This is a genomic window from Bradyrhizobium sp. SRL28, from assembly GCF_018596315.1.
Classification (GTDB): domain Bacteria; phylum Pseudomonadota; class Alphaproteobacteria; order Rhizobiales; family Xanthobacteraceae; genus Bradyrhizobium.
Genome location: NZ_JAHEAG010000002.1, coordinates 734,970 through 751,026 on the forward strand (window position 1 = coordinate 734,970; position 16,057 = coordinate 751,026).

Annotated in this window: 13 protein-coding genes and 3 pseudogenes; 10 read left to right on the forward strand and 6 right to left on the reverse strand. The window is 59.5% G+C overall.

Annotated features, from left to right (window positions below; all coding sequences use genetic code 11):
- Positions 1-56: 56 nt before the first annotated feature.
- Entirely contained in the window at positions 57-2,375 is a 2,319-nt protein-coding gene (locus tag KIP88_RS07825; RefSeq protein ID WP_308163290.1) for an AI-2E family transporter, read from the reverse strand.
- Positions 2,376-2,527: 152 nt separating this feature from the next.
- Here KIP88_RS07825 and KIP88_RS07830 point away from each other — a divergent pair.
- Positions 2,528-2,808, forward strand: a pseudogene (locus KIP88_RS07830) (GMP synthase (glutamine-hydrolyzing)); the annotation flags it as partial.
- Positions 2,809-2,810: 2 nt separating this feature from the next.
- Here KIP88_RS07830 and KIP88_RS07835 read toward each other — a convergent pair.
- The 3 genes from KIP88_RS07835 to KIP88_RS07845 all read right to left on the reverse strand — a co-directional run bounded on the left by KIP88_RS07835 (position 2,811) and on the right by KIP88_RS07845 (position 4,797).
- Positions 2,811-3,641: an SH3 domain-containing protein gene (locus KIP88_RS07835; protein ID WP_214487260.1), complete on the reverse strand. Its 831-nt coding sequence runs from the start codon at positions 3,639-3,641 to the stop codon at positions 2,811-2,813.
- 106 nt (positions 3,642-3,747) lie between these two features.
- Positions 3,748-4,038, reverse strand: a complete 291-nt coding sequence (locus KIP88_RS07840; protein WP_214487261.1) for a hypothetical protein — start codon at positions 4,036-4,038, stop codon at positions 3,748-3,750.
- A gap of 48 nt (positions 4,039-4,086) precedes the next feature.
- A complete protein-coding gene (locus KIP88_RS07845; protein ID WP_214487262.1) occupies positions 4,087-4,797 on the reverse strand; it encodes an AraC family transcriptional regulator in 711 nt (236 codons plus the stop codon).
- Positions 4,798-5,007: 210 nt separating this feature from the next.
- On the opposite strand from KIP88_RS07845, the gene KIP88_RS07850 reads away from it, so the two are divergent.
- Entirely contained in the window at positions 5,008-6,270 is a 1,263-nt protein-coding gene (locus KIP88_RS07850) for a serine hydrolase (RefSeq protein ID WP_214487263.1), read from the forward strand.
- Positions 6,271-6,367: 97 nt separating this feature from the next.
- Here the strand turns inward: KIP88_RS07850 and KIP88_RS07855 are convergent, their stop codons facing one another.
- Positions 6,368-7,393 (reverse strand): tripartite tricarboxylate transporter substrate-binding protein, encoded by a 1,026-nt coding sequence (locus KIP88_RS07855; RefSeq protein WP_249790576.1) that lies wholly within the window; start codon positions 7,391-7,393, stop codon positions 6,368-6,370.
- Between the two features lie 169 nt (positions 7,394-7,562).
- Here KIP88_RS07855 and KIP88_RS07860 point away from each other — a divergent pair, with 169 nt between their 5' ends.
- The 8 genes and pseudogenes from KIP88_RS07860 to KIP88_RS07885 all read left to right on the forward strand — a co-directional run bounded on the left by KIP88_RS07860 (position 7,563) and on the right by KIP88_RS07885 (position 15,258).
- Positions 7,563-8,924, forward strand: a complete 1,362-nt coding sequence (locus KIP88_RS07860) for an NAD(P)H-dependent oxidoreductase (protein WP_214487264.1) — start codon at positions 7,563-7,565, stop codon at positions 8,922-8,924.
- An 11-nt stretch (positions 8,925-8,935) separates the two neighbouring features.
- On the forward strand, positions 8,936-9,289 hold the full coding sequence (locus KIP88_RS47835) for a LysR substrate-binding domain-containing protein (protein WP_308163291.1): 354 nt from the start codon (positions 8,936-8,938) through the stop codon (positions 9,287-9,289).
- Between the two features lie 20 nt (positions 9,290-9,309).
- Positions 9,310-9,669, forward strand: a complete 360-nt coding sequence (locus KIP88_RS47840; protein WP_308163294.1) for a LysR substrate-binding domain-containing protein — start codon at positions 9,310-9,312, stop codon at positions 9,667-9,669.
- 84 nt (positions 9,670-9,753) lie between these two features.
- A pseudogene (locus KIP88_RS07870) lies at positions 9,754-9,954 on the forward strand (GMP synthase (glutamine-hydrolyzing)); the annotation flags it as partial.
- 128 nt (positions 9,955-10,082) lie between these two features.
- Positions 10,083-10,292: pseudogene (locus KIP88_RS48465) on the forward strand (hypothetical protein); the annotation flags it as partial.
- A gap of 125 nt (positions 10,293-10,417) precedes the next feature.
- Positions 10,418-11,443, forward strand: a complete 1,026-nt coding sequence (locus tag KIP88_RS07875) for a hypothetical protein (RefSeq protein ID WP_214487265.1) — start codon at positions 10,418-10,420, stop codon at positions 11,441-11,443.
- Positions 11,440-13,722 (forward strand): hypothetical protein, encoded by a 2,283-nt coding sequence (locus tag KIP88_RS07880; RefSeq protein WP_214487266.1) that lies wholly within the window; start codon positions 11,440-11,442, stop codon positions 13,720-13,722. Before KIP88_RS07875 ends, KIP88_RS07880 begins: the two co-directional genes overlap by 4 nt.
- Before the next feature lie 18 nt (positions 13,723-13,740).
- Positions 13,741-15,258, forward strand: a complete 1,518-nt coding sequence (locus tag KIP88_RS07885) for a P-loop NTPase fold protein (RefSeq protein ID WP_214487267.1) — start codon at positions 13,741-13,743, stop codon at positions 15,256-15,258.
- Positions 15,259-15,776: 518 nt separating this feature from the next.
- Here the strand turns inward: KIP88_RS07885 and KIP88_RS07890 are convergent.
- A partial coding sequence (locus KIP88_RS07890) for a hypothetical protein (RefSeq protein WP_214487268.1) occupies positions 15,777-16,057 on the reverse strand: 281 nt, incomplete at its 5' end.

Here is a 16,057-nt window from a genome sequence, read left to right on the forward strand (position 1 = left end):
ATTCTTCGCCGATCACCCGCTCAGGGTGCCCGCGCGGGAGAAAGGCGCCGCCCGGTCTACTCGGGCACCTCTTGTCCGACCGTCGCCGTTGAGGTAGCAGGCGCAGATTTCACCGGCGCTTCTTGCTTTACATCACTCGTTGTAATGGTGGCCACGACATCGCGGGCCATCGTTTCAAGCAATGCGACCTCGTTTTCTTCCAGTGTGCGGGGTTCGGAGTCGAGAATGCAGAGCGCTCCCAGTATCAGCCCGTCGGCTGCGCGCAGCGGCGCGCCTGCGTAAAAGCGTACGTCCCACTGCTTGATCGTCTCGTTATCGGCGAAGCGCGGATCGCGCTCGATATCCGAAATCACCAGCGTCTCGTCGTTGGCCACAACGTAGTTGCAGATCGCGTGTTCGCGGTCCATCGGCAGCAGCGTGCCTGCATCATCGGTGATCGCATCCGGCAATTTTCCGCTTTGTCCGACGAAGTATTCGCGGTCTTTATCGATAGTGGTGATCACGGCAACGCTGGTGTCGAATACGTCGGCCGCGCGTTTGGCGAGTGCGTCCAGCGCTTCACGTTTGTCACCTTCCAGGACCCCGGTCGATTTGAGCGCCTCGACCCGCTCTGCGTCGTTGTCAGGCACGGGGGCCTGTTGGGCAACCTTGGCTTCTTCAGGGTCGATGATGCGGTGAATACGATGAACCGCCTCCTCGACCGAAGTCACGACGGCATCGGCTTTGAGCTTTTCAAGGAATTCGTCGGTCAACAGTTCCGGCGGCGCCCTCCATAGCGCCAGAACGATGCGCATGTTCGGCCATCGTCGTCGCAGACGCCGGCAGGCGTGGCGGGCGGGGATGGCTGGATTCGGTGTAAAGTAACTGAGGCAGACAATGTCCGCGCCCTTCAGGTCGAGATTGGCCAGATAATCGGCATTGACGCTTGCAGCGGGTTGGGAAGCTGCGGCGATCCCTTCGAAAGCGAGCGCATGGGCCAGCATCTCGCCGGCGAGGGCATCGATCTCCCATTTTCCTCCGATGCACAGGACCCTGGGCTTTGCCTCCGGACTCAGGGAGGAGGGGAAATCATCTCTTAGATCGTCGAGCAGCGTGTCCATTCCGCTTGCCAGGCGCAGGCGATGCTCGGCGCTTGCGTTCTGGAGATACTCCTCGCTTGCCAGACGAAGAACCTCAATGCCGATTGCATCGTAGAATGATTTGACCGAAGACTTTTCGATCTCGGTGCCTGCGATCTCGACAGCTTCGTCGGCATCATTTGCAATCAGCCGCTGATAGATGCGGGCCGGAACATCCAGTGCAGGCGTCGAGCCGAGCATGGTGTCGAGGAAGCGTAGCTGCGGCAGATTGCGCCCGAGAACCAGCAGACAAACCGTGAGGGGGGTGGAGAGGATCAGCCCTACGGGGCCCCAAAGCGCTGTCCACAATATTGCCGAGGCGATCAGCGATATGGCCGACAAGCCGGTGCTGGATCCATATAGCAACGGCTCGATGATGTTGTTGCTAATCAACTCGAGGATGACGATCAGCGCAACGGTCCAGAGCAGCATGCTCCAGCCGCTGTCGACGGCAAAGGCGAGTGCGACTGGAAAGATTGCAGCAATCAGCGGGCCGACATAGGGGACGAAGCGCATGACCGCGCCGATGGCGCCCCACAGCAGGGCGCCGGGTACGCCGATGATCCAGAGGCCGGCAGCTAGCGGGACGCCGTAACTGACGTTTACGAGTAGCTGCATCAGAAGGTATCTGCTGATACGTGCGCCAGCCTCCTGAATCGCATCGGTCGAGCGATGGAAGTTTCCTCCCAACAGGCGCAGCAACCGGTCGCGAAGATCGCCGATATCAAGCAGGGCCAGAAAGACGAAGATCAAGATGATGCCAGCGGTGGCCAGGGGCTCCGCTGAGCGCACAACCCAGGCAAATACCTGCTCGAACGGCGTTTGCGGTGTGGGGACGATTTCGACGCGCTGCGGGGCCGGACCGTCCGCGGGTTTGGTGTCCTTTGACTCCACCTCCTTCTGTAAGCGTTCGACCGTTCTCAGCACGCCGTCCAAAAATCCCGGTGCTTGGAGATTCTGGCGCAGATCCGATAGCTTCGTCAGTATGGTCGATTGATAGGCGGGCAACTCGACCGCGATCGAACGGACCTGTGCGCCGAGAATGACGCCTAGTCCAACCAGAGCGCACACGACGGTCACCATGACGAGACTCGTCGCGAGCAGTCTGGGCAGGCCGACCCGGGCAAGCCAGGTGACCGGCGGGTTCAGAGCGAACGTGATCAGGAATGCAATCGCGAGCGGTATGAGTATTTCGCGGCCGTAATACAGGCCGGCAAGGAGGATAGAGGCCGACACCAGAGCGGCCGCAATTTTCACAATATCCAGTTCGCGAGACGTGACCGACTCTCCGCGGACCTGGCTTGGTTGAAGCGCTGGGGCTGTAGGCAAGTTAGGCATTTTCCTCCACGCACGAAAACGCGGACGTGCCCGTCAAGTTCCTCTTATGCCTGAGAGGAGGCGATCGAGGAGAACCGTGCGCCAAAGCCGGCCTCTACGACCAGATCTGGCAGGCTTTTGCCCTGCTGCTGCCGGTGAAGACCGTCGGCGTGATGGGTGACGGTCGCACCTACGAATACGTCGTCGGCCTGCGCGCCGTCACCTCCACCGACGGCATGACCGCAGACTTCCATTCCTTCGACATGAAATTCCTCGGCGAGACCGCGACGCGGATCATCAACGAGGTGAAGGGCGTCAACCGGGTGGTGTATGACGTGACAAGCAAGCCGCCCGGACGATCGAGTGGGAGTAGGGTCAATGCGGCAAGACGGCCATCCCTCTGTCGAAAGTATCTTTGAACCGATCAAATCCGTGGCTACCGCCGTTCACCAGTTTACGGGCCTTGAGGAGGTCGTTGTTGGCCAAGGCCCGACGGGTTGCAGCCTCCGCGTTCTTCAGGAACTGAGCCAGTATCAGGCCGGCGGTCGCGGGATCATTTGCCGATGACGGCTGTGCAATCAAGCCCACCGAGATCTGGTTGCCTATCCGCCGATAGTTGTCCCGTCCTGTCAGCTGAATGTAGCCGCGGCCCTTGAAGCGCGGGCCATCGCCATGCTCGGTGTTGCCGAGGATGCGGCCCTTCGACGTTCCGGCGTCGTAGAGGTCGAACGGGCTGCCGCCCGGGCTGGTGTTGTGTTGGCTCCTTCCTTCGTCGATGGGAACAAAGCCTTCGGTCTCGGCGCGGATTGTGGCGAGCGACATCAGGACCATTGCGCGGTCGCCAAGCTGCCGCGCCCGCAGACCTGCCAGAACGAATGGAAGGTTCGCCGTAATATTGCTCAGCCTGGTGGCGCTTGGGAAAATGCTCTTGACGATTGCGGGCGTAACCAGTCCGGTGATGTCGCCAAGAGTTGCCGCGGGCTCGGAATCCGCCGCGCGCAGAAACGGCAGATTGACGAATCCATCGGCCCGGCCGTCGCCCTCGAGATCGACAAGACCCCACATGCCTTCACGGGAAAGGACCGTGACGACGGTGCCGAAGGGAAGCGTCCGCACGGCATTGAAATCGGTCGAAGGTCCGGCGCGCAGCCTCAGTCCGTCCCGGGCGATGACGACGAAACGGTTGCTCGTGGATGCATCTGGCACGGCGTTTCTCCTCTGTTTCTCGTTTCACGGTTCCAGCCCCCGGTGGACCGGCGAGCCTGGTCCACCGGGCTGTCGCAGCACCTGACGTCGCATTCGCGGATCGACGCTAATGTGGACGCAGCGGTTCTTCTCGAAGATGAGTATCGCTGGTGATCTCGATGACCACGTTGAACAACGCGCGGACATCTTCCATCGGCTTGGCCAGCTTCTCCAGATTTGCCAGGTGAGCCGGCTTCGGCGTGTTCGCAATTCCCAGTGCGAGCGCGGTGCTCGAAAGCGTGAATTCTTCGAGGGAGAAGTGCGGGGTAAGCAGCATCGGCTTGAGCCTTGCTGTTGGGTGAATATGAATTGGTATGCAATTTTTACGAGAATAGCCGAAGTCAGTGAAAGAATTCAAGCGTGATGGCCTGGGCCATACCGCTACTCTCCAGGACGTCAGTGACAATCACCCGCCGCCAATCGTGGGCAGACCGGCGATGGCCTGGGACGGCGTCAGTCCGAAACATTGCTTGAAGGTCCGGGTCAGGTGCGCGGTGTCGGCGAAGCCTGCGTCCATGGCGGCCGTTCTCACGAGTGCGCCAGCTACTATCAGGCGCGCAGCATGCTGCAGTCCGGTCCACCGCTTGAATTGGCGGAAGGTGGTCCCGGTGGAATCCTTGAACATGCGAAGCGCCTGTGTGCGCTCCAGCCCCAGCCGTTCGGCCAGTTCGGTCTGGCTCATCCTCGCCATCGGTTCTGCCGCCAGGTCCGCCAGTACGGCGCTCATCCCCAGGGGAAGGCGATCTTGACCGTGGTCGAGACGCTCGCGCAGCTCTCGCTGCGCATCGGAATCGAGTTGCATCCCGGCCAGAGTCAGTTCACCGAGGCGGCCCTCAAGCCTCTCCGCCAGCGTGCCGGGACTTAGCCAACGTCCTGGCCAACGCGCGCCGTCGAGGTACATGGCGCTCAAGCCACCTTCTCCGCAGATGATGTGATGCTCGACCCCCGGCCGGATGATCACGATATCCCCGGTGACTGACTGCCCTTGGCCCACGACCGTGAGCGGCCCACGCCGCCCCCTTACCACGCAGGTGACAGGGTTCGGGTGGCGGCCGACGCCTGCGACATTGACCGAGAACACCGAGGTCGAAAAGGCGGTATCGCTTCTCGCGATCATGCAGCAGCTCAAGGCGGGTAGGGTGGATTAGCCGCAGGCGTAATCCACCATGTTGTCGAGCGAGAACGGCGGGTTACGCTAATCGCCAACCCCGCCCTACGCGCTGATCCGCAACCGCTTGCAGTGACGGCCACCCCAGCGCAAATGCGGGATGTGCGGTGCGTGACCGCATGGTACGACGTCGGGATCGCCTCTCTGGAGTGACCCTCGATGTCCGTTGCGACCGCCACCACCCAGACCGCCGCTCCAGCCGCCGCCGAGACCGATCCGCGGACACTCGGCTGGATGCAGGGCTTTCCACCGCCGCCGGATAAAACCATCATCTTCCAGGATGGCTCGTTCCGCAGCTTTCCCGAATTGCGCTGGGCATGGAGCAATATCCGCCAACTCGTGCCGACGGTGAATGTCTGGCGCGGGGAAGGGCCCGCGTCCGTGTTGCCGCGCGAAGAGCACGATATCGGCCCATCCGCGTCGGTCACAATGGACGGTCGTCCCATGACGTTCGCGCGCATGCTCGAGGAGACCTATGCGGACGGGATCGCCGTGCTGCACCGGGGCAAGCTGATTTACGAGCGCTATTTCGGCGCGCTGAAGCCGCACAAGCCGCATATCTCGATGTCGGTGACAAAATCGTTTACCGGCACGCTCGCCGGCATGCTGGTCGCGGAGGGCAAGATCGATCCGCAGGCTCCGGTCACCGACTATGTCCCCGAGCTGAAGGCCAGCGCGTTTGGCGATGCGCGCGTGCACGAGGCGATGGATATGACCACGGGCCTCGAATACACCGAGGTCTACACCGACAAAAACTCCGGCGTGTTCGGGCTGCGGCGGGCGAACGGCATGGCGCCGATCGAGCCAGGCTATGAAGGCGCGACCAACATTTTCGATTTCCTGTGCACGCAAGCTAAGCAGGGCGAGCACGGTAACGCCTTCGCCTACAAGACCGTCAATTCCGACGTGCTGGCCTGGATCTGCCGGCGGGCGAGCGGCATGACGCTGTCCGATCTCTTATCCGAGCGCATCTGGATTCCGATGGGTGCGGAAGAGGACGCGCATTATCACGTCGACCGCATCGGCACCGAGAGCGGCGGCGGGGGCCTTTCGACCACGCTGCGCGATCTCGCCCGCTTCGGCGAAACGATCCGCAACCACGGCCGCTTCAACGGCCGCCAGATCGTGCCGTCCCAGGTTGTCGAGGATATCGCCCGCGGCGGCGATCCCGCAAAATTCAAACCGGCCGGCTACACCACATTGCCCGGCGCCTCGTACCGGAACCAGTGGTGGGTGACGCACAATGCGCACGGCGCCTACATGGCGCGCGGCGTTCACGGGCAGGGCATCTACATTGATCCGAAGGCCGAGATGGTGATCGCCCGCTATGCCTCGCATCCGGCCGCCGGCAACGCCGCCAACGATCCCGTGACGCTGCCGGCTTACATGGCGCTGGCGAAGGATTTGATCGCGGGAGGTTGACGCCGCCGCAGAGTAGCGAAGCCGTAGCCCGGGCGAGCGCAGCGACCCCGGGGCCGCTGTCCCCGCATATCGCTGCGCTCATGCGGGCTACGAAAACTCAGTCCGCGATGCTGATATGTGCGTCCGTGATGACCTTGGTCCATCGATCGACATCGCTTGCAACAAGGCTCCTGAGATAGGCTTGCGACTGCTGCTCGGGTGCGGGCGCCACGGCTCCAAGCTTCTCAAGCCGGGCAATCGTGTCCGGGTCGGCCATTGCCTTTGCGTAGGCAGCGTGGATCTTTGCCATGATGTTGTCGGGCAATCCCTTCGGGGAGAAAAATGCCGTCCATGCGTCGGCTTGATAGGCTTTCAGGCCGCTTTCCTCAGACGTCGCAGTGTCCGGAAGGACTTTCGAGCGCTGCGGAGAGGCCACGACGAACGCCTTGATCGCGCCCGCTGAAACTTGCGGGGCGACCGTAATTACCTGGTCGCAGGAATAGTCGATGGCTCCGGCGAGCAGATCATTCATGAGCGGGCCGTTGCCACGATAGGGGATTTCGGTGGGCTTGGTTCCGACCAAGGCATTCAGCAGGGTGCATGTAAGGTGAGCGTTGGATCCGACGCCTGAATGACCGACCTTGAAATCAGGGCCTTTCTCTTTCATCAGCGCCACGAATTCCTGGAATGTCGTCGCGGGCAGATCCTTTCGCCCGAAGACCACGATGGGCGCCGAGGCCGCGAGGCCAATCGGCTCGAAATCGGTTCGGGGATCGTATTTCCTCTTCTCGTAGAGTGCGTAGGACGACGCATGAGTTCCCATATGCCCGGTGAGCAGTGTGTAGCCATCGGGCACTGCCCGCATGACGCGGATCGAGCCGATCGTACCGCCGGCGCCGGCGACGTTTTCGATGATGATCGGCTTGCCCAGATGCCTGGACATGCCTTCCGCAACAATCCTGGCGATGACGTCGGTAGCGCCGCCTGCCGCAAACGGTACGACCATGGTGATGGCCCGGTTCGGGTAGTCTGCCTGCGCTGATGCCGAGGGGGCTATCAATAGACTGAATACCGAAGCAATCAGCGCCAGAGCCGTCACCCTTTTCATTCGAGTTCCTCCTTTTTGTTTTTCGGTCGATGGCAACCCGACCTTGTTTATATGCGCGCAAGTCCGCCTGGCCGACCGCGTCATACTATGTTCGTGGCCATCCTGGCAGACCTATTGTATCGAGATGGTTTGAGAACGTCATCGGCGATGGCACAATGCCACCAACTTTGCGCGAACGTACCGGCGCGGACCAGGAGAGATATTCGTGAACCTCTACGCAAAACTCCTCGCGCGCGAAGCAGAGCGGCGCCCCATCAGAGTTGGATTGATCGGCGCGGGAAAGTTTGGCGCGATGTACCTTCATCAGGCGCCGCGTACGCCTGGCGTGCATATCGTCGGCATCGCCGACCTGTCGCCATCTCGTGCGATCGAGAACCTGAAGCGCGTCGGGTGGGCCGGGGAGCGGTACGGCGCGGCTTCCCTCGATGATGCTCTCAGGAACGGCACGACGCACCTGACCGACAATTGGGAAGCGCTCGTCAAATTTCACGGGATCGACGTGATTGCGGAGTGCACTGGTAATCCGGTGGCGGCTGTCGAACATTGCCTGGCGGCATTTTCTGCCGGCAAGCCAATCATCAACGTGACGGTCGAGGCTGACGCTTTCTGCGGACCGATCCTGGCCCATAAGGCGAGGCAGGCCGGTGTGATTTACAGCCTTGCCTACGGTGATCAGCCGGCCCTGGCCTGCGATCTCGTGGATTGGGCGAGGGCATGCGGCTTCCCGGTGGTCGCGGCAGGTCGCGGGCACAAATGGTTGCCGCAGTATCGGGAATCGACGCCTGAAACGGTCTGGGATTACTGGGGGCTGACAGCCGAGCAGGCGGCACGCGGTGGCATGAACCCAAAAATGTTCAATGCTTTCCTCGACGGATCGAAGCCGGCGATCGAGTCGGCCGCGATCGCCAACGCCACTGGCCTGGAGGCGCCGTCGCAGGGCCTCGCATTCCCTCCGGGATCAGTGAACGACATTCCCGCACTCATGCGTCCCCGCTCAGAAGGAGGCGTGCTCGAAGCCAAGGGGCAAGTCGAGGTCGTGTCCTGCCTCACGGTCGACGGCGCCCAGATCCCGAACGATATCCGAAAAGGTGTCTGGGTTTGCTTTGAAGGCGACAGTGAGTACATCCGGAATTGTTTCGAAGAGTACAACGTCGTGACCGATCCGAGTGGCCGCTACATGAGTTCCTACAAGAAATGGCACCTGATTGGTCTGGAGCTCGGAATTTCGGTCGCCGCCATTGCGCTTCGCGGTGAACCGACGGGTGTCGCAACATGCTTCAATGCCGACGTTGCAGCGACCGCCAAAAAGAATCTGCGGCAGGGAGATACGCTCGACGGGGAGGGAGGCTACACCGTTTTCGGAAAGCTGACGCCATCGAGCACGTCGCTGGCAAAGGGATATCTGCCGTTGGGTCTTGCGCACGATGTGCGATTGATCCGACCGGTAGCCAAGGACTCCTGCATCACCTGGGCCGATGTGGCGATCGACGAGACGCTGTCGGCTGTTCGTATCCGCAAGGAGCAGGAGGCACTTTATTCTTCGGCGGCGGGACGGACGGGCGCCTGACTTGTTGCTCCGTGGGGCAGCAACTGTTCGAGCGAGGCCAGGCCGCCTTCATGCTGGCAGAGCAGGCTGTTGCCGCAGTTTGGGATGACCGCGTCGCATTGTCGGGCACGGTTCGCCTGTCGCTTCCCCCTGATATCGCGACCGCGGTGCTTGCTCCCGCTCTGATCGGCTTCAAGACCAGATATCCCGATGCCACGATCGAGATGACGCTTGCGGATCGCAGGTTCTCACTCATCGAAGAAGGATACGATCTCCTCGTTCGGATGGGACCTGTTGCGGACTCCGAACTGATGTTCAGGAAAATCGCCGATCTGCCCCGCGCGCTGGTCGCGAGCCCGCCTTCCTCGCCGCACATTCCGATCTGAACACGCCGCAGGACCTGGAAGTGCTGCCGGCTCTCGCGATCCGCAGCGACCTCGTCGAATGGAATCTAAAAAATGCGGAAGGCGTATACGCAACCGTGAGTCCCAGGATCGGCTTTGCCGCAAACCGCCAGACCATTCTTGTCGATGCCGCCCGCGCCGGTCTTGGCATCGCCAATCTGCCTGAGTTTCTGATCGAGGATGCGGTCGCAACCGGCGCACTAGTTCCCGTCCTGCCGGATTGGGTGCCGTCCCCTGTCGAGATGACCGCGTTGTGGCAGAAGGACAGGATCACGGGCCGCCTGATCAAAGCCATCGTCGGAGCAATTGAGGAAGCGTTGCGGGCACCTGCGGAGGTGTCTAGCTCCGGTTCGCAGCAGTAGGAGCAGGGCTTGTAGAGCGGCCAGCTAGCCACCGCCGGCTCAATGCTGCCCGCGGCTTGCCGGCCTGCTCGCGGACGATGTAGTCTGGGCGACGGCCGCACCTACGAATACGTCGTGGCCTTCCGCGCCGTCACTTCCACCGCCGGCATGACCGCCGACTTCTATTCCTTCGACATGAAATTCCTCGGCGAAACCGCGACGCGGATCATCAATGAGGTGAAGGGTGTGAACCGGGTGGTGTATGATGTGACGAGCAAGCCGCCGGGGACGATTGAGTGGGAGTGAGAATTAAAGAGCTGAGGCCGTAGGGTCAGTTCTAACCAAAGTGGGCGTTTGAGCAATCCACTTAGTTTGGACGAACCGAAAGGTTTTCTCTCGGGCAGGAGTGATTCCGCGTCTAGTAATCCGCGCGGATCAGCGATCTAGTGCTAAAGGAAGCAGGCGCGATCCGGGAATGCGAGGTGCACGGCTGGATCCAGGACCGTGCCGATCCTCATGCGCGTGACCGGCCCTTGCTATCGCCCGGGAGGATCAACCGGCCGGCGTCCCTCCGGACGAGGCCGTTTGCCGAAATTCGTGACGTTCGCGACTCAATCGGTGACACCCGTCCGGAATGTCCGCCGAGCCCTTCCGCTATGTACTGTCCACGGGAACCAGCGCAACATCCGCTTGCAACCGCAGCCGAGAGTTGCAATTCTCTAAGCTCGCCGCGGAAAATGGCAGCTCAGCCTGGTCGGGGGATGGGTGCGTGCCTGACTATGACCAACCTTTCGCCCTGCGCGATAACCCTTTCTCTCCCGGTCCTTGGATCGGTGGAGCATCGCCGGAATTTGGATCCACAGACGATCTTTGGACCAAGCCGCTGCGGATTCATCGCGTGCCGCGTCTTGAGACGCTTTTTGTAGCGGAAGCCGGACCTTTTAAAGAATATGTCGAACGGTTCGATGAGGTGATGGATAGCAAGTGGTTCTCGAAAGAGCAGCCAAGCGCACCGCAGGTGACACTGAAATTCCTGATCCGCGGTCCGGTCGGAGCCGGTAAAACAACTTTCGCGAACTATCTGATCAGCCAGCTCTCGCAGTACAAGCTGCCACCGGACAAAGAATGGGCGACCGTCGATTACCGGAGCGTGGCAGAATTTGAAACCATGGATTCGCTCAAGCGAATAAAAGCGATTGCCGATGTATTCAGCAAGAAGGTGCAACAAGCCAACTACGGTGCACTGATTCTAGACAACCTCGAAGTGTCTGATGAGCAACTTGTAATCCACGCACTTGATGAACTGGGGCGGGAGCGAACTGTTGTCGCGTTCATGATTGCTGGCAGCAACAGCGAGTTCGGAAAAAGTGCGGCATCTCACGCTCTCTATTCCGCCGAGTTCGATTTGGATTTCTTGAGCACGGGGCAGGCGATCTCCTTCGTTAGGAGCCGACTGAACGAGTTCAGAAGATCTGTACAAAATGTGCCAGCGTGGATGGCTCATGACGAATGGGCCCTGTTCCCGTTCAAGCAAGACCACATCGAGACGGCGGTGGATCTCGGAGTACTGGGAGGTGTGGCAGAGAAGCGGGCGCGGCCGACCATCAGAAATCTCGGTTCGATGCTAAAAAGGGCGCTGGAAGCGGAAATGCAACGCCTCCGTCGCAGTGGCGATCAGGGCATCCGCGCCGTGGCCGAGAACGACATCGAGAAGCGCACGATAAATTTGCTTCGATTCGTGGCGCAACTTACCTCGACTATGACCGGAAAGATTGGGGAGAGGAAGGCAGCATGAACGCGCTGAACCCTTTCCCTGGATATCCGGTCGCAACTATTGCGGGGCATCTCGATTGGACGGCTACAACCGAAGAAATCTCTCAGGCCCGGAATATTGCGGATGAGTTCGTCGGCAAATGGCGATCTGGGAGCCTTGCCGCTCAAATAAAGCCGCTTGAGGGCGAAGAGGCTCTGCCGAGCGCCTCCGGCTCGCCGAGCGACGACGCAGCCGTGATCCAGATCAGTGGTGATTACGGCACTGGCAAGACGCATGCCCTACTTGAGATTGACAAGACGCTGCGCGAGGGCTTCATGGGACGCAGGGTCCAGAGGCTCCATATCCTTCGAGTGGTTGGCGTCGAAACCGGTCCATCGGGCTGGTATCAAAATTCGATTGGGCCGGTATTGAACGACTTGGGTGGCCGGAGCCCCGACGGTGGTTGGTTCGCACGACTGGCGGTCGATCTTTACGCCGAGGCCGCGCGTGCGTTTCTTCCCGAGCCCGATGATCTAACAAATCCGGGGATGGCCTTTCAGCTCGTGCGTAGCGGCATCTTGAATGAGAGCTCCGTCGACCACGTCTATGAGGAGCTAATCACGAAGGCCTGCGAGAGCGTCTCCGAGAACGTACGATCGCAACTGATCTCTTTGCTCGATCCGCGCAGGCGAGCAGACGCGGAACAATGGCTAAGTGGTAACTCGGCGTCTATGGCCGGGGTAGACTCTGTCGGCTTTGCAGAGTTCCGAGACGGAGATGCAATCGACGTGCTGAGGTTGGCAGCATCGCTCTCACGTCGCGTCGGAGCGCCTTTCGCAATTCTGATAGATGAAATTGAACTCTTTCTAAGGGTGGATGACCGATCGGGGAAAGAAGCGAACACCACGTGGCTAAAGCGGCTGTTGAGTGAGCTCGCCAAGGTCGGCGCTTTCGTCGCGGTGTCGGGTCACCGGTCGACTTGGGATCGTCGTGCGGACTTCCTGCAGCGTTTCTCTATGGGTAAGCGCATCCAGATGCGTCGCCTAATTGGCGATGATGTACTCAAGATAGTCGCCCAGCGTGTGGGCTCCAATCTCGATGTGCTCTTCGATCGCGATCAGGCAGAGGCGATCGCCGAAGCGGCGAGCGGAAACATGCGTCGTGTTCTCTCGCTTTGCCGCGTCCTGTTCGATCAATCGGATGGATTTGTCAAGCCTCTCAAGGCGCAAGACATCAAGGATAAGGCAGCTGAGCTCTCGCAAGCTCCAAAGCCGGATCAGGTGCTTCTCAGGGTGCAAGAGCTGTTCGAAATACGCAACTTGTCAATCGACAAGGATCTTCTACGCAGCCGAACGCGTAATTTCGACTTCGATCTAGTGGCGCGCACCAGAGCTAAGACGTATTTCGTCGTGATGGTCCGGCCGACCCCAAACGTAAAGGAAGCGCAAGACTTTGTCCGACAGTTCCTCGCGCAATTGGCCACCGCAAAAAATAGAGGCGAGCACTTCTCGGCGTTTTTCATCTGTGACACGCCGGCCGATCGCGATTACGTTGCCAGAGCAAACGAACCGAACGAAATTGCTTTTAACTGGATAGATTACACCGATGCGCGCTTCATAAATGAGGTTGCGCAGGTGGTCGACCTCCAGCTCGCAGTGGAGCAGGAGGCCCCCGGTGAAGCGCTTAGTGCCAGTGAAAGCGCGCGAGCCGACAATATCGCTGATCTTGAATCTACCTGGAACAAGCGCCTCGACGATATTGATCGCCGCCGGACGGCAGAGTTGAAGGATTTGCAGGACCGGCTGTCACGTGCTGTGCGAGCTGCCGAGGTATCCGCAGAGGCCGCGAAATGGCCAACCGAGCGAGAGATTCCGCATTTCAGTGCGCCCGAGTTGTTCGAAGAGCCGACGCTCGCGTTCCGGCTTCGCCTCTTGCTTAGGTCGAACCTCGCCGTCGTCATGATTCTGATGGGCTTGGGGCTCATGCTGATCGCGTTCTCGCCCGAAATCGCAAACGTGCTAAACCCGCCTGATAGCCGAACTTACCATCTGGCGAGACTGTCATTTGCCGCTTGCGGAGTCCTCGCCATTATCGGCACGCTGAGCTACTTGCTCAGGAAGTTTTTTGACATCGAAAATTATTTTGATCACGCCTCACGTCTGATCAAAGAATATTACCTCGCAGCGCCACACCCACGGCTACTTGCCGGGGCCGACCGTGTCAGCCGTGAGCTTATCCTGCGTTATGGACCCAAAAAGGCGCTCGAAGAGCTCGAAGACAGGCTGCAAACGCTCATGCGAGACGCTCGGATCGGCCTTTAATCAGCAAGGAGGTATCCCATGAACTTTCTTGAGGACGTTCCAGAAGCAAAGCCGCGATTTGACTTCGACCTGGTCGCCGAAGCGCTGGTGCCGGTGATCGCGCAACCGCGCCAGGGCGCTACTATTCTTGGTCTGCACGGCGACTGGGGGACGGGAAAAACGACATTGATGAATGCGCTGCGCGACATGGTCGCTCCAGCCCAGGCGGCGGACGAGAAGACGAAGTTTATCTGCATTGACTTTAATGCGTGGAAATATCAGGACCGCGAAGCGCTCTGGCGCGCGCTCATCCTGACTGTAATCGGACGCTTGCGGGACGAGGCCGAGAAAAACAATTGGGATTCCGAGAAAAAAGAAATCAGCGAGCTTGAAGCGTCGCTCTATCGCGCATTTGAAGTTAAGGAGACCGGCCCATGGAAGGTGAATTGGCGCGTATTGATTACAGAGATCCTGCGGGCTGCGTTGGCGGTAATCCATCTTGATTTCGTCGCCGATGCCATTCGCGAGTCGGCGGGATGGTTTGGCAGGCTGCTAGTCGGATCGAAAAAGTCCGACGACAAGGGTGGAAAGGATAGCAAGGAGAAAGACAGCGCGATAGACGTCAAGGAGCTTACCGGTATTCTGGAGCGGACCGAGATCACGCGCCACGTCGATCAAGTCCAGTCGATCGAGCAGTTTCTCAAGAATTTCCAGGGCCTCGTCAAGAAGATTACTGACAAGGGCATGCGGCTTTTTATCTTTGTTGATGATCTAGACCGTTGCCTGCCCGAAGACGCACTACAGATCTTCGAAGCGATCAAGTTGTTTCTCGATGCGCCCGGGTGCGCCTATGTCGTAGCGTTGGATCGAGATGTTATCCGCAAGGGGCTGACAGTGCGTTATGGGCGGCCAGGTGAATATGGCAAGGGGCAGAGCCTCATCGATCCGGATCAATACATCGAAAAAACGATTTCGTTATCTTTCGATCTCCCGCGCCTTGCGCAGAGCGACGTTTTTGCATTGATTGAAGATGCGAAGCTTGGGCGGACGCTCTCGGACAAGCAGAGGCTATTGATCTACAAGGCGCTCGGACCGAATCCCCGACGCATAAAACGATTCATGAACGGGCTCGCCGTACAACTAAATCTCGCAGCGGTCGCCAAGGCGAAGGGGCGCCCGGTGCCAGATTGGCTGCTACAGCCGCAGAAGGAGAACGAAGATTACCTATTCGATGGGTTCATTAAGGTATTACTGCTCTCGTACCAAAATCCTAGCCTTGCCGGTCTGCTCGTCAAGGACTTTAGCATGCTTAACCGGATCTATGGTATCGCGAGCGCGTACATTGAAGGTTTAAGCCAGGATGCCGGAGCGGCTCGCTCGATACTCGTCAAGCGGTTAGATGCTGAAACACCGATGATCTCGGCGCTGCGCGACAACGAAGAATTCCTACGGTTGCTTGTCCTCGAGCCTACACTGACAAACAAATCCGCGACTCTAGAAGAAATAGCTAGCTGGTTTCGCGGCGATAAGGCAGCAGTTGCTCCCAGCGAGTCGTAGCGACCAAAGTCCGCCGGACACTACTGTGACGGATGCGAGATCACGTAGCTTCTGCACTAAATTAGCCGAAGACTGTGCCCCAAAGCTGCGTTTTATTCCTAGCCACAAGCAATCTACGGCGGCTCCGGCAAGGGCGCTGTGGATTGATTTGCTTTGCTCGCAATGACGATGTGGCGGCGATAGGTGCGACAAAACAACCCGACGGGCAAATCACCAAAAGTCTGTCCACCCCTCCGCCCAAAATATGCCGCTTAACCCGACGGGCAAATTAATGCTCTTTCTTCGTACATGGGCGGGTCGCGATCGTCACGAACGTTGCGGTAAGATGCGGTGGACGCGGGAGCTACGATTGACGAGCGTGGCCTGTCGCGTACGGCGAAGTCGTGTGGTCCTGACGCCGCGGTGCTGGCGTCAAGCTCTTGAGGAGCACACGCTTCTCAGGGACGGATTACGGTGACAGTGCACAAAATTGCAACGGTGGCTCAAGGCCGCGTCACAAAAATGGGATGACCGGCAAATCACTTCTGATTTTCCGAAATTGTGTCAAGCCCGGGAATCAAAAATATTCCGCTTTCGTTCTCACCCAAATCAGCCGCATAACTCCGCCGTCTCACGGCAGATGAGGGGCGTTGGCCATCGTCACGAACGCGCGGTGAGATGCGGTGGACGTTGAGGGCGCGATAGACGTACGCGCCGGAAGCGTACGGCGAAGTCGTGTGGTTCGGGCGTCGCGGTGCTGGCGCTAAGTTGGCGGGAAGCGTCCCGCCGATAACGGAGGCAAAAGAGCCGTTCTCCGGGA